The following is a 25,555-nucleotide window of genomic DNA, read 5'->3' as shown; positions in this document are numbered from 1 at the left end:
CTTTAGACTGCAAGCACGTGCCGCACCGACGAACAAGCTACGGCCAATCCCAAAGTCGGCTGCCAGCAAGTGACGCTTTGCTGCCGGACGGCGGCACGGGGGATGTTACGCGATGCTACACACGCTGCGACGGCCATCGCATTAAAATCGCATCGGCGGACTAGGACGAGGATAAGCAGTTGGGTGAGCTACGACTTTCTCAAACATTGCAGATGCTGTTCGCAGCCATGGCGACGCAGCCGGCCCGTTTGACCGACGCCCCTCGCGGAAGGAAGCTCTGAATGGCCGTCAGTTTTCGTCTTCCCATATTGCGGGGCTTGCGCGGATTTCGCTCGGATTGGCTGCGCAGCGATATCCCTGCTGGGTTGTCGATCGCGGCCGTCGGACTGCCCAGCGCCATCGCCTACCCCGCCATTGCAGGGCTGCCGCCGGAAACAGGAATCTACGCGAGCATTGTCGCTCCGATAGCCTATGCTCTTTTCGGCCCGTCGCGGCTATTGGTGGTCGGACCGGACGCTGCCACGATGACGGTACTCGCGGCCGCGATGACTGCGGTGGTTGCGGGTTTTCCGGCCGGGACTCCTGTCGATCGCGTGTCGATCGCAGCAGCCCTTGCGCTTGGTGTTGGCTGCTTCTGTTTTGCCGCCAGGCTATTGCGCCTCGGCGTTTTGGCAAATTTTCTCTCCCGGCCAATTCTGGTCGGCTTCTTTGCCGGCGTGTCGCTTTCGATCCTCGTCGGTCAGATCAGCCGCTTCACCGGTGTGCGCATCGAATCGGACGGCCTGCTGGCACCAATTTTCGAAATTCTTCGCAAAAGCGCATCGATCCACTGGCCGTCATTGCTGTTCGGACTTGCGATGTTCTGCCTGCTTTGGGTCGCAAGGATCATGAACTTTCGGATACCAGGGCCTGTGCTTGTGGTTGTCCTATCCTGTTTGCTCTCTGCGCTCTTTGATTTCCAGGGGCGAGGGATTGCCGTGATTGGCGACATTCCCCGCGGACTTCCGGCATTATCCTTGCCCGCGATCTCGCAGATGCCGCTGGACAAGATCGCGCTAGGATCGGCCGCGGTCTTCCTCGTCAGTTTCGGTGCAGGCATCGTCTCAGCCCGGAGCTTCGGAGCGCGTTCAGGCGAGGAAATCGATGCCAACCAGGAGCTGATCGGCCTGGGTGCCGCCAACATCGCTCCTGGCCTGTTTGGGGCTTTTCCGATCACAGTATCGGACTCGAGAACCGCGATCAATTTGTCGGTCGGCGGCCGCTCGCAAGCAGCTGGCCTGGTTTCGGCGGCTACCCTGATTGCGGCATTGGTCTTCCTGCACAGCGCCTTGCGCATCCTGCCGATCCCCGCCCTTGCCGCTATATTGGCGACCGCTGCGATCGGGCTGATCGATGTTCACGAACTCCGCAAGATATGGCGCATCAGCCGGATGGAGTTCGTCTTCGCGTTGATCGCGATGTGGGGCGCTATCAGCTTCGGTGTCTTAAATGGCGTGATCGTCGCCATAGTCGCGACGATGGTCTATCTCCTGCGCAAGACGATGTATCCCCGCGACGGGCTTCTAGGTCGCATCCCAGGCCGTAACGGCTTTTTCGATATAGGGCGGTTTCCGGATGCTGCCGGGATCGAAGGCGTGGCCATATGCTTCATTCAGGGCAGCGTCCTGTTCTACAACGCCGACTATGTGCGGACGCGGTTGTGCGAGATCGCCAACGACCTGCCCACCAACATCAACCGCTTTATTCTCGACGGCAGCGCGATCGTGCATCTCGACAGCACTGGAGCGTCGGCCCTCGATGCCGTGCGCTTGGCCCTGCGGGAACGCGACATCGTCTTCGGGATCGCAGAGCTGAACGCCGAAGCAAAGGGGCTGCTTGAGCGCGCGGGCGTTGCCGAACGCATGGGAGCGGAAAATTTCTTTAACGACAAGGAGTCCGTCGTGATGAGATTCCATCTCCAGAAGGAGCCCGGCGGTATGACTGCTCGCGGCGGAGAAGAAGCACAGACATCGTCACCGAGGGAGGGAAATCATGAACAAGGCGTCTGATCCAGAGCAAGAGGAAGCAGTAAGCAACCGCGACAGCAAGAAGAAGAGAAACAAAAACTATGAAAAAGAGATTGGCAAGCTGCAGGTCGAACTCGCGCATCTGCAAGCCTGGGTCAAAAGCTCCGGCGCCCGCATCGTGATCATATTTGAGGGCCGCGACGCCGCCGGCAAGGGCGGCATGATTAAGCGCATCACCGAACGCGTCAGTCCGCGAGTATTTCGGGTGGTCGCGTTACCTGCCCCCAATGATCGCGAAAAATCGCAGATCTACATGCAACGCTATATCGCCCATCTTCCGGCAGCAGGAGAGATCGTGATCTTCGACCGCAGTTGGTACAACCGCCCCGGCGTCGAGCGTGTTATGGGCTACTGTCCGGACAAGAAGGCTCGTCGCTTCCTCGAACTCGCCCCCCGTTTCGAGGCCGCGATCGTCGAAAGCGGCATTGTTCTGCTCAAGTATTTTCTCACCGTCAGCGAAGAGGAACAGGAACGCCGTTTCCGCAGAAGGATCGACGACCCGATGCGGCAATGGAAGCTCAGTCCCATGGACGTGGAGTCCTATCGTCGCTGGTGGGATTACTCGCGTGCCTACGACGAGATGCTCCGAATGACCGACAGTGAGCATGCTCCATGGTGGATCGTCCCATCCGATGACAAGAAGCGGGCTCGGGTCAATTGTATCTCCCATATTCTCAAGTCGATCCCCTACGAGAGGGTAAAATTCGACAAGCCGGATTTGGGCAAGCGACAGAAGCGGCCGGCGAACTACGTCGAAGACGAGAGCCTTCGCCATGTCGTGCCCGATCTTGTCTGGTAGGCCGTGGCCTAGCGACGCAATGGGGTTCAGCGGCCTTTTGGTAGGAAAGTAGCGGGGGTAGCGCCAATGCAGGACGACCACTACAAAAACAAGGCCGCTGACGCAGTCCAGCCGAGCCACGCTTCGACTGACGCGCGCATAAGCGATTTCATCCGATTTGGGACCATCGGCCTCTTCGCTTATTGGTCCTTCACAGTCATCGCGCCCTTCATCTCGATTATTGCCTGGGCCGCGATACTGGCAATCGCTCTTTTTCCGCTCTTTCGTTTGCTCGCGACGCTTCTGGGCGGCCACGGCGTAATTGCTGCGACCTTAATCGTGGTTGCATGCCTGGTTGTCATCATCGCGCCACTGGCGGCCATAGTATTCAGCTTTGCAGACGCGACCCAAGGGTTCCTAACCGGCATGAAAGAAGGAACGATTGTGTTGCCAGCGGCGCCTGAAGGCCTCAGAAATTGGACTCCATTTGGCGAGCGCCTTTACCAAGGATGGAACTACGCCGTCGCCAATTTCGCGGCGATGTTGAAGCAATTCCAAGAGCCCATACGGCAAATGGCCGGCGTCATCCTAGAGAGAACAGCGGCTTTCGGAAGCAACGTGCTCAGCTTCATTGCGTCGGTATTGCTGTGCGGCTTCTTTCTGGTCGCAAGAACCCGGCTGACGGCGGCGGTCAACATTGTCGCGATGCGGGTGGGAGGAAAAAGGGGCGCCGACTTTGTTCAGCTCGCGGGCATGACGGTGCGTAATGTTTCCCGAGGTGTCATTGGTATAGCCTTGTTGCAGACGCTGCTCTGCGGGCTGTTATTTGTAGTGTTCGACGTCCCTGCACGCGGAGCTCTGACCTTCGTTGTCTTTATCTTGTGCATCGTACAAATAGGGCCGGGCCTCGTTCTGGTGCCCCTGGTTGTTTGGGCCTGGTTCACATGGGCCTTCTCGGATGCGTTGCTTTTCACACTCCTTTCGGTGCCGATCACCGTTCTTGATAATTTCCTGAAGCCAATCTTGATCTCGCGCGGCCTGTCCACCCCCATGTCGGTCATCCTGTTGGGTGTCATCGGAGGGGCTTTGTCGCATGGCCTGGTTGGCTTGTTTCTCGGGCCGGTCGTTCTCGGCGTGTTTTACGATCTGCTGGCTGCCTGGGCGAACCCGGCTCCAAATTCCGACGATAAACCCGCTGTGGCCACGGTTTGAGGCCTACGGTGATCAAGACAATCTCTGATAACATCGCCCCCGGCTCCATCCGGATATGGTCATCTTGGCATCGTCGCTTTCTCGACGGCACTACGACTTGGGCCGGTCGACTGGCCGTCTCAACACCACGACGTTCGAGTGACGGAGCGCTTCGTGTATTTCGTTTATAAGGGCCTCGACAAGATCGGCGTATTCCTGTCGTCGCGCCTCACGCACACTTTCTGGTAAGCGGTCGACATGCGCGAGGGTTTCGATGGCTGCGGCCAAATCTTCACACATGCTGCGAAAGGTTTCGTCAATGTTGAGAAGCTGTTGTACTCGGATGACGTCGTCAGGGAACCGTACCCCTAGAATTGCGAGGGCGGACAAATGCGCTGAATTGTTTTCTTCCGACATTGTCCCCCCCCGCTTATCATGTGCGCGTCATGAAGATTGAGACATTATATTGGCACCACTTAAATTAGAGGTGTAATATACGGGAACATACGAGGGCACAGACGCCGGAAAGGCGCGAGGGGACACAATGCAAAGTGCGCGAGTAAGCGGTGGGGAGAGCGCGTCGCCTCCCGAAATCACGGAAATCAGAGAGCAACTTGAGCGGATCCTTGCAAGTGACGAGTTTCTCGCACCCGAGCGGGGCCGCAGATTCCTGGAATATGTGGTTGAGGAGACGCTGGCGGGACGTGCAGATTACCTCAAGGCCTATACGATTGCACAGGAGGTCTTCACGCGGGATCCCTCCTTCGATGCACAGAACGACCCGGTCGTCAGAATAGAGGCGGGCCGCATACGCCGTGGACTCGAGCGCTACTATCTGGTCGCAGGGCAGGCGGACCCGATTGAAATTACCATTCCGAAAGGTGCCTATGTCCCGTGTTTTCGCTATGCCGCGGCCGCTGGAAGGCCTCTCGATCAAACGGAGGATGAGGACGCCTTTGGGATCGTGTCCGAATCGCCGAAACCGGTCGTCGCCGCGGAGCATAGGGATGGCCCGTCTCGCTTGTCATGGGCGTGGTATGCGCTACCGGCGGCCGTCGCCTTCGCAGCCTTGATCGCGATAACCTCCTTCTTCTTCCCGGTGCCCTTGGGCCGCAAGTCAGCCCCCGCCTCCATGAGCTTGGTCACCCCCAAGGTTCTCGTCGAACAGTTCGAAGAAATTTCCAAGGAGGGTGGACCTTCCGACATCGCCCGCGGACTTACCGACGAAGTCATTGGCGAACTGGCGAAATTCAAGGAAATCGCCGTCATTACGAGAGTGCCAGCTGCCGGACCAGGTATCCAACAAGAGGAACCGCGCTTCGCACTGCAGGGAGGTGTGCGCGTCGGTGGAGACAAACTTCGGCTAAACGTCAGGCTGGTCCACCGAGCCGATGGATCGGTGATTTGGGCGAGCAATTACGACAGGGACCTTCGAGTTCAGGATATTTTGGAGGTGGAAGCTGATGTTGCACAGCGCGTTGCAACAGCTCTTGCCCAACCCTATGGCGTCATCTTCCAGGCCGATGAAGCGCGCATTGCTCAGTCTCCGCCCGACGACTGGGATGCCTACGCCTGCACTCTGTCCTATTACAGCTACCGGGTTGATCTCAATCCGCAAAACCATGATGCGGTCCTCGACTGTCTCAAACGCACGACCGCGCGCTTGCCGACCTATTCAACCGCATGGGCATTGCTTTCCTTGACCTATCTGGACGAGGTCAGGTTCCAATTCCAGCTTGATATGCGCCGATTGGGAGAACCGTTGGCGCTTGCCTTTGATACCGCCAAGCGTGCCGTGGATCTAGACCCTCAAAACGCACGGGCTTTGCAGGCGCTCATGCTCGCGGATTTTTTCAAGGGCGATGTCGACGCAGGAATAAGGGCGGGAGCAGCCGCCTATGCAATCAATCCCAACGACACCGAAGTCGCTGGCGAATATGGGTTTCGGCTCGCTTTCTCCGGAAAGTGGGATACTGGTTGTGAACTGATGTCAACCGCTATCAACAGGAACCCTGGCCCCATAGGATACTACGAGGTGGGCTTGGCAGTCTGTGCTTATATGCGCGGCGATTACCAGGCGGCCGAACTTTGGGTTCGCATGGCTGATCTCAAATACAACCCCATGCACCATCTCGTGCTGCTCGCGGTCTTCGGTGCTGAGGGCAAGCTCGAGGATGCCCACCAAGAGGAGACATGGCTGAGGGCGAACGCCCCGGCTTTGTTGGCTAATATTCGCAAGGAAGTCGCAATACGCCTGCAGCGCCCGACGGATCAGGACCGCTTTCTTGCAGGACTAAGATCCGCGGGGATTACAATCTCCCCCTGACAAGCACGAATTTTGCGACACGTTCGCGGCCTCGCCGATAGACGATACGTGATGTTACGGGCCTTCGGGACGTCGCAGCGATACTATCTCCTCAACGACTACGGCCGGTAGGCTCGGTTGCGCCAGCCGAAAAGGAGGGACCGTGTTTCTTGACTATTTTGCCCTTGGGGTGCTGTTTTTTGTCGTGATCACCTTGTTCTACGCAGTGATCGCAATTCACGACATCCCGCATCTGATCGCCAAGGCCCGCAATCATCCGCACCAGGATGCGATCCATATCGCCGGATGGGTGAGCCTGTTCACGCTGCACGTCATCTGGCCGTTTCTGTTCATCTGGGCGACCCTCTATCGGGAGGATCGTGGTTGGGGAATGCAGCCCAACGGCAAGCTCTCGCATGAGGCCGAAGCAAATGCCGAAATCGCCCGCCTTCACGCCCGCATCGCCGAGCTTGAAGCCCGCTCGTCGGAGAAGGAGAAAGTCTGATGGATCTGCTCCTTATTCTTACTTACGCCGCGATCTGCTGGACCGTCTTTAAGGTATTCCGGATTCCGGTGAACCAATGGACGCTTGCAACCGCCGTCCTCGGCGGGATCTTTCTGATCTCTGCTTTGCTGCTCATCATGAGCTACAACCACCCCTATTCATCGGATGGTCGCATCTACTTTACCTCGGCACCTGTCATTCCAACCGTTGGCGGGCAGGTCGTTGAGGTGCCCGTCACGCCAAACAAGCCATTGAAGAAGGGCGATGTTCTCTTCCGCATCGATCCGCGGCCATACCAGTTCGTTGTCGATCAGAAGAAAGCGGCGCTGGCCGAAGCAAAGCAGAGCGTCCTTCAATTGAAGGCTGCTCTCGATGCTGCCAATGCCGCGGTCGTCGGAGCGGAAGCCTCCCGAGATCGCGCGTTGCAGGCGTTTCAGAAATTCCAGGATTCAAACGAGAACTCAAAATCTAGCGGCCGGGGTGCCGTCTATTCCGAACTGGAAGTCGAAAACCGTCGCGGAATCTATCTGACAGCCGAAGCGGCCGCTGACACGGCACGCGCGCAGGCAACGCAGGCGAGACTTGCTTATGAATCCGAGATCAATGGCACGAACCCTACCGTGGCCCGGCTAACGGCAGAACTGGGCAATGCGGAATACGAGCTTGACCAGACGACAGTTCGCGCACCAAGCGACGGATATGTGACGCAGGTCTTTCTCCGTCCTGGGATGATGGCGAACCCCTTGCCGCTGCGTCCGGTCATGGTGTTCATCGATAGTGCGGACCGAATCCTTGCTGCAGCGTTCATTCAGAATTCGCTGCAGCGCGTACGGGTGGGCGACGAAGCCGAGGTCGCCTTCAGGGCGGTTCCCGGCAAAATCTTCAAGGCCCGCGTCGCAGAAGTCATCGATGTAATGGCCCAGGGCCAGCTTCAGCCGGGCGGAGCGCTGATAGACCCGCAGTCGCCCGAGCGCGCTGCTCCAGGACAGACGCTGGCGGGTATTGAACTGATGGAGCCGACCGACCAATATCAGCTACCAGGTGGCGTCGTCGCGCAGGTCGCCGTTTATACCGACCACTGGCACCATGTCGCGATCCTTCGCAAGGTCCTCCTGCGCATGAGCAGCTGGATGAACTATGTCTTCCTGGAGCACTGAACGGGCTCGAAATAGCCGCAGCAAACCGGCAGTACAGGCCAGACCGATCCCAGAGCTTACTGGAATCGGTCTGGCTGCTGCTGCGTGTAGAAGCGATCTTCGTCCCTGCCAGTCTTCAGCCGGGCAGCTTCCGGATGGTGTCCATCAGCGCGATGATCAATGGCTGGTGAATTGGGCGGAGAAGTGCTCCGCCGACGCTGTTCGATCTTGGTCACACAGCGACAGTAGGTTGTGACGAGCCGCACGCTGGCGTTTCGAAATGCCTCCTGCAAGCGCTGAGGAAATTTCATTCTCCTTTGCCTCGCGGGCGTTGGCGGCACCAAAAGGCCGCTCTCCTGTCAGCATCAGATAGGTTATAACGCCAAGGGAATAGATGTCGTCGCCTTCGCTGGCTCGGCGCCTATCAGGCATTGCGGCGGGGCGTCGATCGGTATGGCAGCGCCGAGGCGGCCGAGGATCCTCACCGTGTCCTCCTCGCCCAGGCGCGAGGTCCGCGCCTGTGGACAGGCAATGTTGAAATCGATGAGCTTCACCCGGCCGCTGCGCTGCCCGTCCATGCCATCGGCAATCACGAACTGTCCGGCATTGAGATTGAGCCTGAAGGCATCCTCGTTCACCACATGCTTGCGGCCGCGGCTGGTCGCTGCCTCCGCCTTTAGAAACTGCGACCTGTCTGCCGTGTGGTCCTCGCCCCGGATTGGAAGAGCCGGCAAGGTCCAGTCGTGCTTTAGCCGGCGATCAGAAGGCTCCCGAACGGTTGCTCATCGCAGCCTTGAGGCATCATCCGAACATTGCCGGTCTGCTGACCGCGCTGACGCAGATCTATCTGGAGGACGGGCTACCGGGGTCCGCACTAACCTCCAGCTGCATAGCCCTTGCGCAGAATCCGGACAATTCCGACCTGCTCGCACTCGTCGGCTCGCAGCTTTCCGTCCTCGGCAGCCGCGCCGAACCCTCCCCAAGGTGGAGCGTGCCCATCTGCAGCAGCCTGCGAATGTTCCTCTTCCGAGTTATCTCGCCGAAACGCTGGTCAGTGTCGGTCAGCTGACGGAGGCGCATCGTCTCGCCAAGCGGGTCGTCACTATTCGTGGCCATCGCCAAGCAGCACCCCTAAAAAATCGAGGCGACGCTGACGCTTGCCGGCGCCTACAGAATTTCCGGCAATCCGGCCCAGGCGCTACACCTGCCACAGCCGTTGGTCGCCAAATTCGCGACGCTGAGCCCGACACGGCCATGCTCGGCCCGATTAAACAGGGCGGGAAAAACGTCGAGACCGATGAGCTGCGAGCGGCGCTTGACGAAACAAGGCTGTTCGTCGACGGCAATCTTTCCAGCCTTAATGCCATGGTCTTGCTGCACTTCGGCCTCTGCTCCCCGCCAACCGGCCTTCCGACGAAAGTGCTGGGCCGTCAAGCCTTGCCGACATCGTTGCGCTGATGCCGCACAAACTTTTCGAAGCCAATGACAGGCCTTAGGCCGACGACAAGGATGACGTCGTCCGCGCCCTGCAGCTCTTTTTCGCCATGGCGCTTCCCGAGGGCATTCGCGGCAGGCGGGAAATGTGGCGTCGCTCGCTAGCCGGGCTGCCTCGGCCGTTCGTTGCGCTGGTGTAGAACGCGACGCGCCCGAAGCTGATCCTTGACGACTACCGACCGCTTTCAGCGGTTTCCAGGTATCCTTGTCAGCGTCAGCCCCGCGGTCGTCAACAGCAGCATGGGCGCCGGCTAAGTTTTAGGCTCGCTCATCGAGAGCGTTTCGTCGTACGGCGCTTTGGGGACCGGCAGAGGGGCTCCGTAAGCCGATGCACGCTTTGAAGGTGCCGCTTTCGTGCAGCTCTCCAACTATGCGAGAGGATATTCAGGCCGCACACCGGCAAGGTGGGAGCGAAAGCGTATTTTACGGTAGTCTACATGAAATCCTCCTCACATAATGGCCAGCGCGTCGGGCCAGTGCTGCAATTTTGACAGGCGGACCACCTCCAGACTACATAGCGTGCAATCCACAATCGCGCGCAATGCAAATGTGCCTTTGGTGGCATTACCGTAACATACTTCCGTACGCCTTGGCTTTCGGGCAGGTTTTTTCGGCACGCCGATCCCGGCGGGCAGATCTCCATGGGGGCCAAGGATGTCGAGGAGAAGCAATCTTTTTGCGGCGGTGACGCTTGCCTGCATTGCCTATAGCGGGCTCGTGCAGGCCGAGACGATGAGCTATGCGGATGCGATCACGAAACTGGCCGGCGATTGCGGTGCCGACATCGGCAAATTCTGCAAGGGTCTGAATCTCGGCGGCGGCCGCATTGCCGACTGTCTTGAGCAGAACGCCGCGAAGGTGTCGCCGACCTGCAAGGCCTCGGTTGCCAGCGTCGTCCAGTCGATCAGCCTGCGCGAGCAGGCGCAGGCCGCCTATAGCGACGTCTGCAAGGGCGACATCGCCCAGCGCTGCAGAGGCATCAAGGGCGACGGCAATATTCTCGCCTGCCTCGTCAAGAACAAGCTGGTCAGCGACAAGTGCGGCCAGGCGATCACCGATGCAGGTTGGAGGTAAGACAATGCCAGCGCGTTCCTTCAAGACACTCGCCGTTCTCCTTGCCGTCTCCATGCTGCCGGCAAGCGTCGCCTTCGCCCAGCAGGTGTCGCAACAACGGATCATTTCGGGGCTCGGCAAACTCAAGGCGAATGCCCAGGCCGTCGATATCGAACTGTTGCGCCAGGAGGCGATGAAAGGGGCGGGCCAGCAAATGTCGGCACTGCCCAATTGGAGCAAGATCGGCAAGCTGCCGCAAATGGTCGTCGAGATCAATTTCGAAAATGACTCGGTCGCCATCAAGCCGGAATCCTATCGCACCCTCGGGATGATCGCGGATGCGCTGCACCATCCCAATCTGTGGGCCTACAAGTTTCTGGTGATCGGTCATGCCAGCTCGACCGGCGACGAAAAACACAATCTCGACCTGAGCGAGCGGCGCGCCGTGGCAATCAAGGAAGCGCTGGCGACCACCTTCGCCGTCGACCCCCAGCGGCTCTACGCCGTCGGCGTCGGCGAGGCGTTCCCGATCGAAGGCTCCAAGACCGACGCCGCCAACAACAGGCGCGTCCAACTCGTCAATCTCGGCCTGTTTACGCAAAAAAAGTGAGGCAAGAACCGTCCGACACTGGGAGGACATGGGAATGACGACGACCGTTGCCGAAGAACTGCGCAGGCGCGAACTCGAACGTTACATTCTCGAAATGGAATGGGAAGAACAAATCAGGACGCGCCAAGCGGAGAAGCATTTCAAGCTTGTTGAAGACGTGTTCCGCCAGCATCTCGGCGAGGCGGAACGCATGACGATCAGGCAACTTATAACTGGCGCCGCCGCCAACGGGCGATGCGAGGCCATGGTGTACAGTTTTCCAGCCCGATGTTGCACGGACGGTGGCCGAGCCATCGAGAAAAATCTGCCTCATTGGCAGAAGACGCTTCAGGGCAACGCCAAGGAACTCTACCATGTCTTTACGGAGACTGCGAAACCGCAGCGCTATGGGCTCAGAGCCGCAGTCGTCGATTTTGCAGAGGGGTTTCCGGCGGAAATCGGCTTTTTCGTCACGTGGGAACCACTCTTCTTCAGGTCGGACGAAAGCATCTACTAACATTTGAGCGGCCTCGTTCGGGTAGGACGCTCGGACAGGTGATCCATGTCGTCGCGCACCATACGTCGCATCGCGGATGTGATCGACCCGGGCGATGCGCTCGGCGAAGTACTCTTCGGCTTGATCATGGCGCTGACCTTGACGGTCGGTTCAAGGCTGATTTTTGCGAAAGAAGGGCTGAATGTCCGCGAGCTAATTGTTGCGACGATCGGATGCAATGTCGCCTGGGGCATCATTGATGCTGTGCTGTTCGTCGTGGGTACGGTCTTCTACAAGAGCAGGCGCTTGCGCTTGTTCCGTCAGATCAAGGCGGCCAAAGGTGAATCCGAGGCGCTGGCGGCGCTGGCGAGAGAGTTCCCGATCGAAGACGAGCCACTCTCTCCCAAAGCGGCGGATGCAGATGCGCTCTATCGATCCCTCGTTGCCCTCGCCAAGCGCGCTGATCCCGTGAGCGTGGCTCTGTCCAGGGGCGATCTGTTGGTTGTGGCCGCGGTCTTCCTCCTGGTCTCGGCGACGTCCCTTCCGGCAGTCATCCCCTTTTTACTCATCGGTAGTGCCAATCTTGCCTTGAGGGCCAGCAATCTGTTGCTGATCGCGCTGCTGTTCATGACAGGCTATGCATGGGCAAGCTTTTCAGACGCCAAGCCACTCCATGCAGGCGTTACCATGACGTGCCTCGGATTGGTGTTGGTCGGAATAGCGGTCGCTCTCGGCGGCTGAGCTCAAATGTCGAGCCATAGGTTTGGCGGAGGGTGCGAGCCACAACGAGACGTCGGGATGTCAGCTCGATTTCGCGCCTCGGCGCGCGTCCGCAGCACATGCGTTGGAGGTCGGCCACATGCGCCAATGGGTGGGATGCACATCCAGGATCTCTCTGGTCTTGGCATTGATCCAGCCGGCAGGTATTCGTTGACAAGGAAAGATCAAACTATGGACCCCTTCGTCGTCGATTACGGCGAGCTCGATATCCTCTGCAAACGGGGCTTCGACGATGAGCTGCCACATCGACTGATACCTCATAGTAAAGCCGTTCTTGCGCTCATCAGTCGCCGCGGCTCAGCCGGACAGCGGGTGTGCCGCCGGATCAAGAGAAATAGCGCATGGCAACGCTGAACTCCTTGATTCGGATCACTCCAAGGCGTGCTTTTTTTTGCTTCCTAACATGCTTATAATATCCTGAGTTGAGGGGCATTAACCGATGCGCGTAGGGACCGAAAAACTCTCTCTGGGCGTTTTGTTCTCGGCCTGGTCAAAAGCCAGATGGGAACGGCTTTGGTGTGCAGGAAAAACCGACACGCTAGGGAACTCTGCCGATGTTCAAATCGCGATCCCAAGCATGAATGCTGAGGGCCTGCGGCATCAGCACCATATCAAGCAGATTTTCGACATCATGCCCGAAGCAGTTCTGCTTCTGGACAAGAACCAAAAGGTTTCGGCGTGCAACAGGACCGCATTGTCCATGTTCGGCTACTGGGAACAAGAGATCATCGGCAACGGTATCGGGCTTCTTTGGGCACCTCAAACGATCGACTCTCGATTGAAGGGACGCTGGGCAACACGCGGAAGGGTGCGTCAGGGCATCGCCATCAGAAAGGACGGCACGACGTTCCCAGCCGCCTTAACCATGGTGGCGGCGGACGGAACCGAGGTCACAGCGATCATTCAAGACCTCCGCGAGGGCGAGGGTGCGGAGCGTCAGGTCCAGCAGCTTCAGAGCGAGTTGGCACGTCTGGCCCGGCTAAATGAACTTGGGGAAATGGCGTCGACGCTTGCTCACGAACTTACACAGCCATTGGCGGCGATCGCAAATTATTCGCAAGGATGCGCCAGGCTGCTGGCAAGCGAGCGCGCCCAAACGAACGAACAGGTGCAAGATGTCCTGTTGGAGATCACACATCACGCGCTTCGCGCGGGCGATATCATAAGACATCTGCGGGAATTCATCACCCGGGGCGGCGGCGAAAAGAGAACGGAACACATCCAGGAACTGATCGAAGAGGCAATGAAACTCGCCCTTATGGGATCGCGCCTGGCCGGCATCAACACCGAATTTTGCTTTGAGGCGAGACTTGACGTCGTCCTGGTCGACAGGATCCAGATCGAGCAGGTGTTAACAAACCTCATTCGCAACGCAATCGAGGCCATGGATTCAATCGATAATCCGAGGCTGACGGTCACGACAAGAAACGAGACGCGCGATAGTGTCATGGTGGAGGTCTCGGACACCGGCTCCGGCATAGCGCCAGAGGTAGAGGCAACGCTGTTTCATCCGTTTGTCAGCAGCAAGCCTCGGGGCCTCGGCATAGGCTTGGCCATGTCGAAACGCATTATAGAAGCGCACGGAGGCCGTATAACCGCCCGGCGTAGGGCCTCCGGAGGCTCTACTTTCTCATTCTCGTTACCTTTGATCGATGGGGCGCCCGATGCCAAATGACCTGACAGTTCATGTCGTCGATGACGAGGAGCCATTCAGAAAATCCCTAACGTTTCTGTTGGCTTCGGCCGGCTTTGCCGTGCGAGCCCACGAGTCCGCCTCGGCATTCCTGGCACTGATGCCGCTGCCTCAAAGGGCCTGTCTCGTAACAGATCTTCGAATGCCGCATATGGACGGAGTCGAGCTGTTGAAGCGGTTGCGAGGAATGAATATCGATATCCCGACCATTGTCATTACCGGCCTCGGGGACATAGCGATGGCCGTTCAAGCCATGAAGGCCGGCGCCGCCGACTTCATCGAAAAGCCTTTCAAGGATGAGGTTCTTATAGCGGCAATCAAAGAGGCAGCAGGCCAGAACGAACCAGTGGCAACCGACGAAAATGTCACCGCCATCATGGCCCGCCTCGACCTGTTGACGGAACGCGAGCATCAAGTCCTGAACGGGATCGTCGACGGGCTGCAGAACAAAGTGATAGCCTTCAATCTGGGCATAAGTTCGAGAACCGTGGAAGTCCATCGCGCAAACGTAATGGCCAAGATGGACGCCCGTAATCTGGCTGAGCTTGTCCGGATGGTTATGGCCTGCGACTCGCCATCAAGGCACCGTATAAGTACTTAGTGGTTGTTCCGAATTTTGCGACTTCTCCCAATCTCGTATTGATCTGAGAGTAAGCGGAGGAGATTCATATGACGACCCTTAACCAAGCCGTCGATCGCCATCTGCCTGCGTCGAGGGCCATGGATTTTACAGAGCAGCGAAAACTTAACTCAAGTACGACTCTTGAGGTAAGGGCCGGCCAGGGCATCTACCGTGAAGGCCAGCGCGCGGCCGCGATCTATCAGGTCCAGTCGGGTGCGGTCCGTGTCTATCGGCTTATGCAAAACGGCCATCGCCACATCCTATCTTTCTATGGACCAAATGAGTGGTTTGGTCTGCAAGACGGGCCCTTCCATGACGATTTCGCGGAAGCGATTTGCCAGAGCAATCTGAGAGCGTTCTCCATCAGCGGCTTGTCAACGCTGCCAGTAAATCTTTTGGGCATCGCACTCAACAGCCTTGCTTACGCGAACTCACGCCAACTTATGATCGTCCGCCAGAGCGCCCTCGAGCGCGTCGCCATCTTCGTGAAGGAAATGGCTGATCGCCGTCCCGGCGTAAGCGAATTCGAGCTCATGATGTCGCGCGCCGATATTGCCGACTATTTGGGGCTGACAGTCGAGTCAGTCGCGCGCGCGTTTACCAAACTGCGCACGAGCGGTATTATCCGCCTTCACGGACGAGGCCAACGCTATGTTCGTATCGTCAATCCAGAGGCTCTTGCGGCGCTTAGCATGTAGGATTCGAGCCGGCCCGCCTGACGCAGTGTCGAACCGCGATATCGACGCTTCCAAGAACCGCGTCGACACCCATATTGCGAATGCGCAGGGCAGTGAAGCAGGCGACGCTCCGTCGCAGGGGCCGGCGGCACAACAATTTGCACAAAGACCAGAGGCAAATCCCGAAGCGCAGAAGATATACGAAGAACTCGACCGCATCTTCGGCAGCACGGGATTTCAAGCATTTGATCGCGGTCGAAAATTCCTGGAATATGTTGTCGGCGAAACACTGGCAGGACGGCAGGAATCTCTGGACGCTTACAGCATAGCGCGGGCGGCTTTCGGTAGAGATGCGTCCTTTGATGCCGAAAGCGACCCCATTGTTCGTATTGTGGCGGCCCGCACTCGGTTTGCACTGCAGCACTATTATCTGGCGGCCGGCCATGATGACCGCGTGCAAATTGTCATCCCCAGAAATGGATATACCCCACAGTTTCATCAAAATCACTTAGTTGGTCCGTCGCATGAAGGCGAAAATCCGCGTAGCGCTCTACCTTCTCAGGTCCCGCAGTCTCCAGAAGACAAACCTCTCACCTATGGCGACCTGCTATTGCCGATCGGTGTGCCCCTCGGTTTGGTAGTGATCATTATCCTTGGACTTGTCCGGCCATTGGAGACCTATTTTTTGTTAACTGACAAATCCCCCGGATCCCCAGTTTCAAACAGCAACGAAAAGAGGCTGAGAGTTATTGTCGAGCCCTTTGCAAACGCAACCGCTGGAAGCAACGCAACCAGTATGGCCCGGATATTTGCCGATGGGATCATCGGACAGCTTACCAAGATCAAGGGCATCGTCGTTGCTACACCGGATGCGGCATCAGCAGTCCCGGCATTCGATGGACCGCAAATCGTCATACAAGGGACTTTTGGAACAGAAAGCGGCAGGGGCCGCCTCCATGTGCGCCTGGTCAATCCTGTCGATGGAACGGTAGCATGGGCTGGCCAATACGAAAGCGATACTCGCGCCGCGAGTATAGTTGACACTGAGGACAAAATCGTCCGGCAGGTCGCCACGATGTTGGCGAAGCGGTCCGCGAGTTGGAGAGCCGATGCTGTTACCCGCTAGCTTGGGTTTACCTGCAGGGTGCAGCGCATTCTTCCTACGTGGAATTGCGTAGTGATTCATCACAATTTGCAGCCATCAGAAAGCGACATATCACTTCACTCAGGCGAAAACGCTTCGTTTTCGCTCAATCTGTCCGTCGCGACCGTCCGCAAATGTTTTGGCCAGTTTGCTCGGCGGGAAGATTTTCCGCAGCGTCCGGCGCGCAGCCCCTAGCTCGCGCTTCCAAACCCTTCCTTGGAGGTGACTTTTAATGGCTCGCCCGTCTATGACCACACTAGCCAAACTGATGGCCGCAATGGTAGCCGCGACCTCCCTTTCGCTCAATCTGTCGGTTTCGGCAGCCTATGCCCAGCACGGCCCGTTTGATGACTTCCCGATCGTCATCACCTGTGAACAGAGGGGCACGCAGCACGCCTACTATCTCTCGAGGGTAACGCAAGACGGCACAGCGACCTACGTCGCCTCGGAGAGGATTGCGGGGACCATTTCGCTCGGCGGTCATGCAAAGGCGGTCGGCGGTCCGGGGGGAGGAAGCTGCGTGGGCAAAACCCTTGAGGAACTCCGCGCCTCAGGCCAGGCACATGATCTTCGGCGCTAGCCGCTCAATCGGGCGGCCCGCACCATAGCGTATATCAGCTAATTGAGCTCATAGGGGCCGTCCGTGAGCAGGCTGGCGCTGCCCATGCCTGCGCCGTTCGACGATCTCCGCAAGAATCGACAGCGCGATCTCTTCGGGCGTGATTGCGCCCAGATCGAGCCCGGCCGGGGCCTTGATCTGAGCCAGCGCGGCGACGTCGATGCCGTCGGCGGCCAGCTTTTCCTTAAGTGCTGCTACCTTCCGCCGGCTGCCGACAAAGCCGAGATAGGCGGCATCCGCCTTTAGTGCGGCTCTCAACGCCGCTTCGTCGCCTTTGCTCTGTGTCGAAACGACGATGTAGCAATGCGCAGGATGCGCCTCCGGAATAGTGAACTTCTCAAGAAGAAGATCGGCGTTCGGTCTCTCGGTAAAATCGGCTGGCGGGGCCGCAGCGGTTATGTGAAATCCAAAGTGCCGGGCAAGATCGGCCAATGCGATCGCGACGGGGCTTGCCCCGAGGATCACGAGGGACGGGCGCGGCAGTACCGGTTCGACGAAGATGTCCATCGTACCCTTGCTCGGACACGTATTCTTGGCGAAGCGGATGCCCTGGCGACTTTCACCCGGCTGCACACCCAATTCGGCGAGAAGATTTTCAGGCTGTACCGAAACTAGCCGCGATTGACCATCTTGAAGCGCATCCTGTGCAGCTCGCAAAACCGCGCCGCGCGCGCAGCCGCCGCCGATCCATCCGGCCACAATCGTCCCGTCGGGCCGGATCACGGCTTTGGCTCCGGCTTTCGCGGCGGTTACCGAAACGGTGCGGACGACCGTCGCAAGCACGAAGGCTTCGTCTGCGGACCGCATCCTTGACGCCAACTCCATCACATCGACATGGGCGGTCATGACAATCCCTCCCTCAGAGCTTGGCAAGATAGGGTTCAAGCGCGGCCAGGCTCGCCAATGAATGGGCTGGCGCATGCAAGTCCACATAGGGCAATGCGGCCTTGATGCCTGAGGCTTCCGGCGTGTAACCGTCCCAGCCCATCATCGGGTTGAGCCAGACGATCCGTCGGCAACGACGCGCGAGCGCGGCCATTTCCCGCCCGAGCAATGCCGCGTCGCCGGTTTCGTAGCCGTCGGAAACAATCATCACACAGGTCCGCGAATGGATCACTCGTTCGGCATAGCTGCGATTGAAAACTTGCAGGCATTCCCCGATCCGCGTGCCGCCGCCGGCGCCCTGCACCATCATCGACAGCCGGTCGAGCGCGCGGGCGACATTCCGCTCCTTCATCGCATCGGAGACATGGGCAAGCTGTGTGTGGAAGAGAAAGGCTTCCGCCTCGCGAAATGCGTCGAGAACGCCATGCATGAAACGCAGGAAGATGCCGGTATACATGCTCATCGAACCGGAGGCATCGAGCAGCATGACGAGCCGCAGCGGCTTTGTCTTGCGCCGACGTCGCACAGGATTGATCGGAACGCCGCCATGGCTGACATTGCGATGGATGGTACGCCTGAGATCGAGGCGATACCCCTTGCGACGTGCCACATCCCGGCGAGTCAGGCGGACCCGCATGGCGGCGGCAAGCCGGGCCGCGATCAAATGGGCCTTTTCCATATCAGCCGGATCGGACAGTTTACGGAAATCCGTTTGCTCAAGGCTTTCGACCCGCGATGCGCCTTCCATGCGGCCATCGCTCCCCCCTGCCCGATCATCCGTCTCATCCGATTTCGTCAATTGGTCGCCAAGGTCCGTGCCGCTCCTGGCATTGTCGGCTGCCGGTTGAACTTTTAGCCCAGGGGATGGTTTGGGCACACCGGAGACGATGCCACGGGAGCGGACATGCCTGCGGAGCCAGAAGGCGTCGAACACTCCGTCGAACCGGTCCCAATCTGCCTTGCGGGCACAAAAGAGATGCTTGAAAGCCGAACGCAGCAGGTCAGGCCTGGTCGCGATCTCCGTCTGCATCAGCGATGCGGCATCCTGACCTTCCTTCAATCCGACGGCGAATGCATTATCACGAAGCGTTCTGAGGAATGCGGCGAGCCTCTTGGCAACCAGGCGCGAAAACTCGTTCATGTCGTCCATCGTCAGAAGCGTATCGCAGCAGCTCATGCGACCCTCCCGAGCAGCCGCTCCGTCACCTCGCGGCTGATCCGCACCTTATCCTCCCGTGTCTTCAAAAGACACATCAGCGTCTCATGGACGGCCTCCGGCTCCGCATGCAGGTCGACAATATTAAGGCCGACGAGGACGGCCGCCCAGTCAAGCGTTTCCGCCACGCCGGGTACTTTCCGCAGGTCCTCCTTCCGGATCTTTTCGACTAGGCGAGCAACTTGCAGCGCCACCGATGCACCGGCACCGGCTACCCGCGCCATGATAATGCGCGCCTCGCGGTCGACGTCGGGATAGTCGACGTAGTGATAGAGGCAGCGTCGCCGTAGCGCATCGGAGAGCTCGCGTGTTCCGTTCGAGGTCAGGACGACATGCGGTATGGACGTGGCTCGCACCGTCCCAAGCTCGGGAATGGATATCTGGAAATCGGACAGCAATTCCAGCAGGAAAGCTTCGAACTCCTCGTCGGCGCGATCGACCTCGTCGACAAGAAGGACGGGCGCGCGCGGGCGGCGGATCGCAGCCAGCAGCGGTCTTTCGAGGAGATAGTCTTCGGAAAATATTCCACGCTCGATCTCGGCCGCGTCCATGCCCTGTCGCGCCTGGATGGCCAGCAATTGCCGCTGATAGTTCCATTCATAGAGCGCCGCGGACTGATCGAGGCCTTCATAACATTGCAGACGGATGAGCTCGGTGCCATGAGCGGTCGCCAGCGCCTTGGCCACCTCCGTCTTGCCGACACCGGCCTCTCCCTCTAGCAGCAAGGGCCGGCCAAGCAGCTGCATCAGGGCGATGGCGGTTATAAGATCGCGGTCAGCAATATAACCGGCGGCGACAAGCCGCTCTGTGATCACGTGGCGCGGTAAGACCTCGCCCCGTCCCGCCCCCTCTCCTTTCCCGAGGAGAGGGCCGTTCTTATCATGCGATGCAGATCGAGTGGAGGACATGAGCCGAGGTTCCGATCAGGCGATCACGCCAAGATTTTTCGCCGCCTGCCAGTTGCGCCAGAAATCATGCGGCATCTGGATATGCGTCGAGCCGAGAAACGAGAAGGCATCGTTGACGGCGTTCGAGAAGGCGGGAACGCCGCCGACGTTCGGGCTTTCGCCGACACCCTTGGCGCCGATCGGGTGATGTGGAGAAGGCGTCACGGTAAAATCCGTTTCCCAATGCGGCGTTTCGACCGCCGTAGGCATGAAGAAATCCATGAAGGAGCCCGTGACGACGTTGCCGTCATTGTCGTAGCGGATCTCCTGGCCCATCGCGATCGCGAAGGCTTCGGTCAGCCCGCCATGCACCTGTCCTTCGATGATCATTGGATTGATGCGGGTGCCGCAATCGTCCAGCGCATAGAAGCGGCGAACTTTGTAGACACCGGTATCGACATCAATATCCATGACGCAAAGATAGGCGCCGAAAGGATAGGTCATATTCGGCGGGTCGTAATAGCTGACCGCCTCAAGCCCAGGCTCCATTCCCGGTGGCGGTGCATTGTAAGCAGCCCAGCAGATGTCCTTCATCGACTTGAACCGCTCCGGCAAGCCCTTCACGCGAAAGCCGTCAATGTCCCACTCGAGGTCATCTTCGTGAACTTCGAGCATATAGGCGGCGATCATCTGCGCCTTGGCCTTCACCTTGCGTGCCGCCATGGCAATCGCAGCCCCCGCGACAGGGGTCGAGCGGGACCCATAGGTACCGAGGCCGTAGGGCGCAGTATCGGTGTTGCCTTCCTCGATCATGATATCGTCGGCCGGGATGCCGAGTTCTGTGGCGATGATCTGCGCCCATGTCGTCTCATGGCCCTGGCCCTGGCTCTTCGTTCCCATGCGGGCGATGCCGGCGCCGGTCGGATGCAGACGGATTTCGCAACTGTCGAACATCGCAATGCCGAGAATATCGCAATTCTTGGACGGTCCCGCGCCAACGATTTCTGTGAAGAAGGAAACGCCGAGACCCATGATCTCGCGGGTTTCGCCGCGCTTGAAGGCGTCGCGCTTTTCGGCCTGTTCGCGACGGAGACCGGCATAGTCGACCGTCTCCATCATTTTCTTTATCGCCGTGTGATAATCCCCGGAATCATATTCCCATCCGAGCGCCGAGTGATAGGGAAACTGCTCGGGCCGAATGAAGTTCTTCAGCCTGAGTTCCACCGGATCCATGCCGAGCTTCTGGGCGAGGATGTTCATCCCCCGCTCGATGCAATAGGCCGCCTCGGTTACGCGGAAAGAGCAGCGATAAGCGACGCCGCCGGGAGCCTTGTTGGTATAGACGCCGTCGACGGCCAGATGCGCCGTCGGGAAGTCATAGGAGCCGGTGACGATGTTGAAGAAGCCTGCCGGCCATTTGGACGGATCGGCGCAGGCGTCGAAAGCGCCATGATCGGCAAGCACATGCACGCGCAAGCCCGTAACCATTCCTTCCTTCGTCGCGGCGATTTCGGTGGTCATATGATAATCGCGGGCAAAGGAGGTGCTGGTCAGGTTCTCGATCCGATCCTCGACCCATTTCACCGGCTTTCCAGTGACGATCGATGCGACGGCCGAGCAGATATAGCCCGGATACGCGCCGACCTTGTTGCCGAAGCCCCCGCCGATATCGGGGGAGATCACATGGATTTTGTGTTCCGGGATCTTGGAGATCAACGCCACCACGGTACGGATGACATGCGGTGCCTGGAATGTGCCCCAAATCGTCAGCTCGCCTTTGACCTTGTCGAAGGAGCAGACGCATTGGCAGGTTTCGAGCGGCGACGGATGCGTGCGGTGATAGGAGATCAGCTCTTTGATCGTCACCTCCGCCTTACGGAAGGCCGCGTCAGTCAGATCCTTGTCGCCGACCGTCCATTCGAAAATGTGATTGGGATGCTTGCGCGGACCGTGCGCACCGTCTTTCTTGTCTTTGATGTCTTCGCGTAGAACCGGCGCATCCGGGTCCATCGAGTGGAACGGATCGATGAGAACTGGCAATGCTTCATATTCCACTTCGACGGCATTGATGCCATCGTCCGCGGCGTAACGGTCTGTTGCAACGACGAACGCGACCTCCTGGTTCTGAAACAGCACCTTGTCGTCAGCAAGCACCATCTGGACGTCGCCGGCCAGCGTTGGCATCCAGGCGAGATTGACGCTCTTGAGGTCTTCCGCCGTCAGCACGGCGAGAACGCCCGGCACCTTCAGCGCCTTGTCCTTGTCGATCGATTTGATGCGCGCATGCGGGTGCGGCGAGCGGACGAAATCCCCGTGCAGCATGCCCGGTAGCTTGACGTCATCGACGTAATTGCCCTTACCCTGGGTGAAGCGAATATCCTCCACCCGTTTGCGCTTACAGCCCATGCCTTCGAGCTTCGCTTCGCGCTCTTCGCGCGTGACGGTCATCTCGTTCATTCCGCGGCCTCCTTGAATTCAACGCCGTTGATTTTTGCGGCGGCGTATTGGATGGCCTTGACGATGTTCTGGTAACCCGTGCATCGACAGAGATTGCCCGAAATGCCAAAGCGGATTTCCTCCTCGGTGGGGTTCGGGTTTTCCTTGAGCAGCCGGTGTGCACGCACGATCATGCCCGGCGTGCAGAACCCGCATTGTAGGCCGTGCATCTGGCGAAAGCCTTCCTGTAGTGCCGACAGCGTGCCGTCGGGATTGGCTATACCTTCGATCGTGGTGATCTCCGATCCCTGCGCCTGCACCGCAAAGACGGTGCAGCTCTTGACCGACATGCCGTCGAGATCGACGGTGCAAGCGCCGCAATGGGTGGTCTCGCAGCCGATATGGGTGCCGGTCAGAGCCAAGGTCTCGCGGATGAAGTGGACGAGCAGCATTCGCGGCTCGACCAAGCCCTCTACCTCTTTGCCATTCACGGTCATTGTCACATGTGTCTTCGCCATTGTTGCCTCCTCACACGGCGCGGGCTGCGGCGCGCTTCAGTGCCCGCATGACCATGATGCCGCCCACATGCTTGCGGTACTCGACAGGCCCTCGCCCATCCGCTGCCGGCTGCATGACCTGCTGCGCGAGCCCGCCAGCCTTCTGCAGCGTTGCCTCGTCGAGGCTCGTCCCGATCACTGCAGCGGCTGCGTCTTCGGCAAGCAACGCCGTCTCCGACAGATTGGTCAAGCCGATGCGGCAGCTATCGACCATGCCGCCGGAGATGGTGAGCATCACGGCTGCAGCCGCGGTCGCATAGTCCCCGACCTTGCGCTTCAGCTTCTCGTAGGCATAGCCGTGACCTTGGACGGGTTGCGGAATGACGATCTCGGTCAGTAATTCGCTCGGCTCCAGAGCCGTGAAATAGGCACCCTGATAAAAGTCAGTGGCGGGGACTTCGCGCATGCCGCCCGGCCCTTCGAGGCGGTAGCGTGCATCCAGGGTCAGCATGAGAGCCGGCATGTCGTTGCCGGGATCGCCGTTAGCGACGTTGCCGCCGATCGTGCCGCGATAGCGCACCTGCGGATCGGCGATCAGCAGCGCCGTCTCCTTAAGGATAGGCAGGAGCGTCGCGATTTCCGGCGAGACCACTAGGTCATGCTGCGTGGTCATCGCACCGATGACGATGTCGCCGCCCTCGTGCCTGATACCCTTGATGCTCGCAATACCGTGAAGGTCGACAAGATGCTCGGGCGAGGCAAGCCTCAGCTTCATCATTGGGATAAGGCTGTGCCCTCCCGCAAGGGGCCTCGCTTCGTCGCCAAGCGTGGAAAGGAGTCTGATCGCATCGGCGACCGTTTTCGGCCGATGGAAATCGAATGCGCCCGGTATCATGATCTTCCTCCCGTTCGATCGGAACACGACGCTTTAGGGAAGAATTTCGTCGGTTGCCCGCGCTGGCAAGCTGACTGGCGGATATCAATCACCAAGGGCGGAGTTTCGCACGAAAGGCGGTATTCGGCGCACGATTTGCGGCAGCCTCGCTGACTTATCTTGTGGCTTTCGCAGCCTCTCCCTTCGCCAGTCCGAGGCGGGCTTTCAGCTCTGCGATCTTGGCGCGGCTTACCGGCACAAGATGAGGAGCGGGACCATCCAATTCCACCACGGCGCCGTCACCTTCCCTTCGCATGAAGGTTATATGCGGGACCGCCACGATATGGCTGCGGTGGACGCGCATGAAAATGTCGGGACAGAGCAGCGACTCCGCTTCCGAAATCGGCCAGGAGCACATGCGCTCGCGCTGACCGTCATGGACGAGCGTATAGTGAGCATCGGCGCGAATGCTGCGGATCTCCGACACTTCGATGAACTGCGTTCCGTTTGCCGCTTCGATCGGCACGCGCGTCGCCATCGGCCGCGATGGCGGCTGACCAAGACCCGCGAGCGGAGCGGCCCTCGTCCGAGCCCGCGTAGCAACCGCTGCACTGTGCCGTCCTGCGCCGGTTCCACCGTCCTGAAGATCGGCAACTCGGTCCGAGATGATCACATTCGGACGCGGGCGTGCTTCTGGAACGAGAAACAGCAAAAAGCCGACGGCGACCAGGAAACACAGCAATGCCACGATTAATGCCAGTACCTGTGGCGAGGCAGCAAGCCCATCCATTGCCATGGTCTGATCCATGGCTCCCGCGGCACTAAAATGCATGCCGTACATCGCCGTATAATGCATGCCGGAAACCGCAATACCGAAGGCGACCGCACTAAATGCAAGCCGGAACCCGCCATGGCCCGCCAGAAAAATCCGAAGTCCGCCATAGGCGGCAACGACGCCAATGAGGACGGAGAGCAGCACCATGCCACGATCATGCTCGATGCTGAAATGACCGGCGAGGCCGTGAATACCGACATAGTGCATCGAGGCAATACCGAGCCCAAGGAGCACTGCCGAAGCGAGGATGCGTAAGCTGGACTGTTCGCCGATGCTGACGAAGAACAATGAAATGCCGACCACCAGCGCACAGATCAGGAAAGACACGACCGTCGGTAGCACAAGGTAGACAGCATCAGAGGGAATCGGCGCGGCAAGCATGCCGATAAAATGCATGGTCCAGATGCCAATAGCCAAAAAAGCCGCCGCGCCGGCAAGCAACAGCCTACGGTTGGCCCCAGGCGAACTGCGGATGCGCGCGGCCAGGCCAAAGCCGGTATAGCCGCCCATGATCGCAACCGCCACTGAGAGCGCTACGAGAAACGGATCGTGCTCAGCGAACATCACGTCTATGGTCGCGTCCTTCCTCCACGAACGCGGCCTCTCCTCAAGAGAAGGTTATATCCGCGATCGCCATATTGACAAGCGAGGATCACAAAAGGTACGCGCCGCCGGCAAGCAACCATCCTCGGGTAGGGCTGGCAAATCCCGCCAGACTTGTTACTCCCGCTCCTGTCAGGCCTGGTCCTAGTCTTCTCGCGATCATCAGAGAACCTT

27 protein-coding genes are annotated in these 25,555 nt (G+C 58.9%); 17 read left to right on the top strand and 10 right to left on the bottom strand.

Annotated features, from left to right (window positions below; genetic code table 11):
• The first annotated feature begins 281 nt into the window (after positions 1-281).
• The 3 genes from PY650_RS27000 (at position 282) to PY650_RS26990 (ending at position 4,056) form a co-directional block, all read left to right on the top strand.
• Complete coding sequence (locus PY650_RS27000; protein ID WP_285882669.1) at positions 282-2,048, top strand: SulP family inorganic anion transporter; 1,767 nt, start codon at positions 282-284, stop codon at positions 2,046-2,048.
• Positions 2,032-2,865, top strand: coding sequence for a polyphosphate kinase 2 (ppk2, locus tag PY650_RS26995; protein WP_285882668.1), 834 nt, complete (start codon positions 2,032-2,034; stop codon positions 2,863-2,865). Before PY650_RS27000 ends, ppk2 begins: the two co-directional genes overlap by 17 nt.
• Before the next feature lie 66 nt (positions 2,866-2,931).
• Positions 2,932-4,056, top strand: a complete 1,125-nt coding sequence (locus PY650_RS26990) for an AI-2E family transporter (RefSeq protein WP_285882667.1) — start codon at positions 2,932-2,934, stop codon at positions 4,054-4,056.
• Between the two features lie 90 nt (positions 4,057-4,146).
• Here the strand turns inward: PY650_RS26990 and PY650_RS26985 are convergent, their stop codons facing one another.
• Positions 4,147-4,452, bottom strand: coding sequence for a hypothetical protein (locus tag PY650_RS26985; RefSeq protein ID WP_285882666.1), 306 nt, complete (start codon positions 4,450-4,452; stop codon positions 4,147-4,149).
• 127 nt (positions 4,453-4,579) lie between these two features.
• Between PY650_RS26985 and PY650_RS26980 the strand changes: the two genes are divergently transcribed.
• From PY650_RS26980 to PY650_RS26970, 3 genes are all read left to right on the top strand, one after another.
• Positions 4,580-6,361, top strand: coding sequence for a hypothetical protein (locus PY650_RS26980; RefSeq protein ID WP_285882665.1), 1,782 nt, complete (start codon positions 4,580-4,582; stop codon positions 6,359-6,361).
• Between the two features lie 142 nt (positions 6,362-6,503).
• Positions 6,504-6,845 carry a DUF3302 domain-containing protein gene (locus tag PY650_RS26975; protein ID WP_285882664.1) on the top strand — a complete coding sequence of 114 codons (342 nt, stop codon included), beginning with the start codon at positions 6,504-6,506 and terminating at the stop codon, positions 6,843-6,845.
• Complete coding sequence (locus tag PY650_RS26970) at positions 6,845-8,002, top strand: HlyD family secretion protein (protein ID WP_285882663.1); 1,158 nt, start codon at positions 6,845-6,847, stop codon at positions 8,000-8,002. The genes PY650_RS26975 and PY650_RS26970 overlap by 1 nt, the downstream gene beginning before the upstream one ends.
• 353 nt (positions 8,003-8,355) lie before the next feature.
• Here PY650_RS26970 and PY650_RS26965 read toward each other — a convergent pair whose 3' ends face one another.
• Positions 8,356-8,715, bottom strand: a complete 360-nt coding sequence (locus PY650_RS26965; protein WP_285882662.1) for a hypothetical protein — start codon at positions 8,713-8,715, stop codon at positions 8,356-8,358.
• 44 nt (positions 8,716-8,759) lie between these two features.
• Between PY650_RS26965 and PY650_RS26960 the strand changes: the two genes are divergently transcribed.
• The 6 genes from PY650_RS26960 (at position 8,760) to PY650_RS26935 (ending at position 12,354) form a co-directional block, all read left to right on the top strand.
• On the top strand, positions 8,760-9,050 hold the full coding sequence (locus tag PY650_RS26960) for a hypothetical protein (protein WP_285882661.1): 291 nt from the start codon (positions 8,760-8,762) through the stop codon (positions 9,048-9,050).
• Positions 9,051-9,235: 185 nt separating this feature from the next.
• On the top strand, positions 9,236-9,439 hold the full coding sequence (locus PY650_RS26955; RefSeq protein ID WP_285882660.1) for a hypothetical protein: 204 nt from the start codon (positions 9,236-9,238) through the stop codon (positions 9,437-9,439).
• A gap of 690 nt (positions 9,440-10,129) precedes the next feature.
• Positions 10,130-10,549, top strand: a complete 420-nt coding sequence (locus tag PY650_RS26950; protein ID WP_285882659.1) for a hypothetical protein — start codon at positions 10,130-10,132, stop codon at positions 10,547-10,549.
• A 52-nt stretch (positions 10,550-10,601) separates the two neighbouring features.
• Positions 10,602-11,138: an OmpA family protein gene (locus PY650_RS26945; RefSeq protein WP_285882687.1), complete on the top strand. Its 537-nt coding sequence runs from the start codon at positions 10,602-10,604 to the stop codon at positions 11,136-11,138.
• A gap of 34 nt (positions 11,139-11,172) precedes the next feature.
• A complete protein-coding gene (locus PY650_RS26940) occupies positions 11,173-11,634 on the top strand; it encodes a hypothetical protein (RefSeq protein ID WP_285882658.1) in 462 nt (153 codons plus the stop codon).
• Positions 11,635-11,679: 45 nt separating this feature from the next.
• Positions 11,680-12,354 (top strand): VIT1/CCC1 transporter family protein, encoded by a 675-nt coding sequence (locus PY650_RS26935; protein ID WP_285882657.1) that lies wholly within the window; start codon positions 11,680-11,682, stop codon positions 12,352-12,354.
• A 60-nt stretch (positions 12,355-12,414) separates the two neighbouring features.
• On the opposite strand, the gene PY650_RS26930 is transcribed toward PY650_RS26935, so the two are convergent.
• Positions 12,415-12,639 (bottom strand): hypothetical protein, encoded by a 225-nt coding sequence (locus tag PY650_RS26930; protein ID WP_285882656.1) that lies wholly within the window; start codon positions 12,637-12,639, stop codon positions 12,415-12,417.
• A gap of 331 nt (positions 12,640-12,970) precedes the next feature.
• Between PY650_RS26930 and PY650_RS26925 the strand changes: the two genes are divergently transcribed.
• The 5 genes from PY650_RS26925 to PY650_RS26905 all read left to right on the top strand — a co-directional run bounded on the left by PY650_RS26925 (position 12,971) and on the right by PY650_RS26905 (position 17,109).
• Positions 12,971-14,068, top strand: coding sequence for a PAS domain-containing sensor histidine kinase (locus tag PY650_RS26925; RefSeq protein WP_285882655.1), 1,098 nt, complete (start codon positions 12,971-12,973; stop codon positions 14,066-14,068).
• Entirely contained in the window at positions 14,058-14,687 is a 630-nt protein-coding gene (gene fixJ, locus PY650_RS26920) for a response regulator FixJ (RefSeq protein ID WP_285882654.1), read from the top strand. The genes PY650_RS26925 and fixJ overlap by 11 nt, the downstream gene beginning before the upstream one ends.
• Positions 14,688-14,755: 68 nt before the next feature.
• A complete protein-coding gene (locus tag PY650_RS26915; RefSeq protein ID WP_285882653.1) occupies positions 14,756-15,406 on the top strand; it encodes a helix-turn-helix domain-containing protein in 651 nt (216 codons plus the stop codon).
• A gap of 25 nt (positions 15,407-15,431) precedes the next feature.
• Complete coding sequence (locus tag PY650_RS26910; protein ID WP_285882652.1) at positions 15,432-16,511, top strand: hypothetical protein; 1,080 nt, start codon at positions 15,432-15,434, stop codon at positions 16,509-16,511.
• A gap of 295 nt (positions 16,512-16,806) precedes the next feature.
• Positions 16,807-17,109 (top strand): hypothetical protein, encoded by a 303-nt coding sequence (locus PY650_RS26905; RefSeq protein ID WP_432761592.1) that lies wholly within the window; start codon positions 16,807-16,809, stop codon positions 17,107-17,109.
• Positions 17,110-17,157: 48 nt separating this feature from the next.
• Here PY650_RS26905 and PY650_RS26900 read toward each other — a convergent pair whose 3' ends face one another.
• The 7 genes from PY650_RS26900 to PY650_RS26870 form a co-directional block, all read right to left on the bottom strand.
• A complete protein-coding gene (locus tag PY650_RS26900; RefSeq protein WP_285882650.1) occupies positions 17,158-17,994 on the bottom strand; it encodes an XdhC family protein in 837 nt (278 codons plus the stop codon).
• 13 nt (positions 17,995-18,007) lie between these two features.
• Complete coding sequence (locus PY650_RS26895; RefSeq protein WP_285882649.1) at positions 18,008-19,210, bottom strand: vWA domain-containing protein; 1,203 nt, start codon at positions 19,208-19,210, stop codon at positions 18,008-18,010.
• A complete protein-coding gene (locus PY650_RS26890) occupies positions 19,207-20,157 on the bottom strand; it encodes an AAA family ATPase (RefSeq protein WP_285882648.1) in 951 nt (316 codons plus the stop codon). The genes PY650_RS26895 and PY650_RS26890 overlap by 4 nt, the downstream gene beginning before the upstream one ends.
• A gap of 15 nt (positions 20,158-20,172) precedes the next feature.
• Positions 20,173-22,593, bottom strand: a complete 2,421-nt coding sequence (locus PY650_RS26885; RefSeq protein ID WP_285882647.1) for an aerobic carbon-monoxide dehydrogenase large subunit — start codon at positions 22,591-22,593, stop codon at positions 20,173-20,175.
• A complete protein-coding gene (locus PY650_RS26880) occupies positions 22,590-23,090 on the bottom strand; it encodes a (2Fe-2S)-binding protein (protein WP_285882646.1) in 501 nt (166 codons plus the stop codon). Before PY650_RS26880 ends, PY650_RS26885 begins: the two co-directional genes overlap by 4 nt.
• A gap of 10 nt (positions 23,091-23,100) precedes the next feature.
• Positions 23,101-23,964, bottom strand: coding sequence for an FAD binding domain-containing protein (locus tag PY650_RS26875; RefSeq protein WP_285882645.1), 864 nt, complete (start codon positions 23,962-23,964; stop codon positions 23,101-23,103).
• Positions 23,965-24,118: 154 nt separating this feature from the next.
• On the bottom strand, positions 24,119-25,342 hold the full coding sequence (locus PY650_RS26870) for an MHYT domain-containing protein (protein WP_285882686.1): 1,224 nt from the start codon (positions 25,340-25,342) through the stop codon (positions 24,119-24,121).
• Positions 25,343-25,555 lie beyond the last annotated feature (213 nt).

The organism is Martinezella calliandrae, assembly GCF_030272695.1.
GTDB lineage: Bacteria > Pseudomonadota > Alphaproteobacteria > Rhizobiales > Rhizobiaceae > Rhizobium > Rhizobium calliandrae.
Note: the sequence above shows the minus strand (reverse complement) of the source record. Positions and strands in the feature narration are given on the sequence as shown.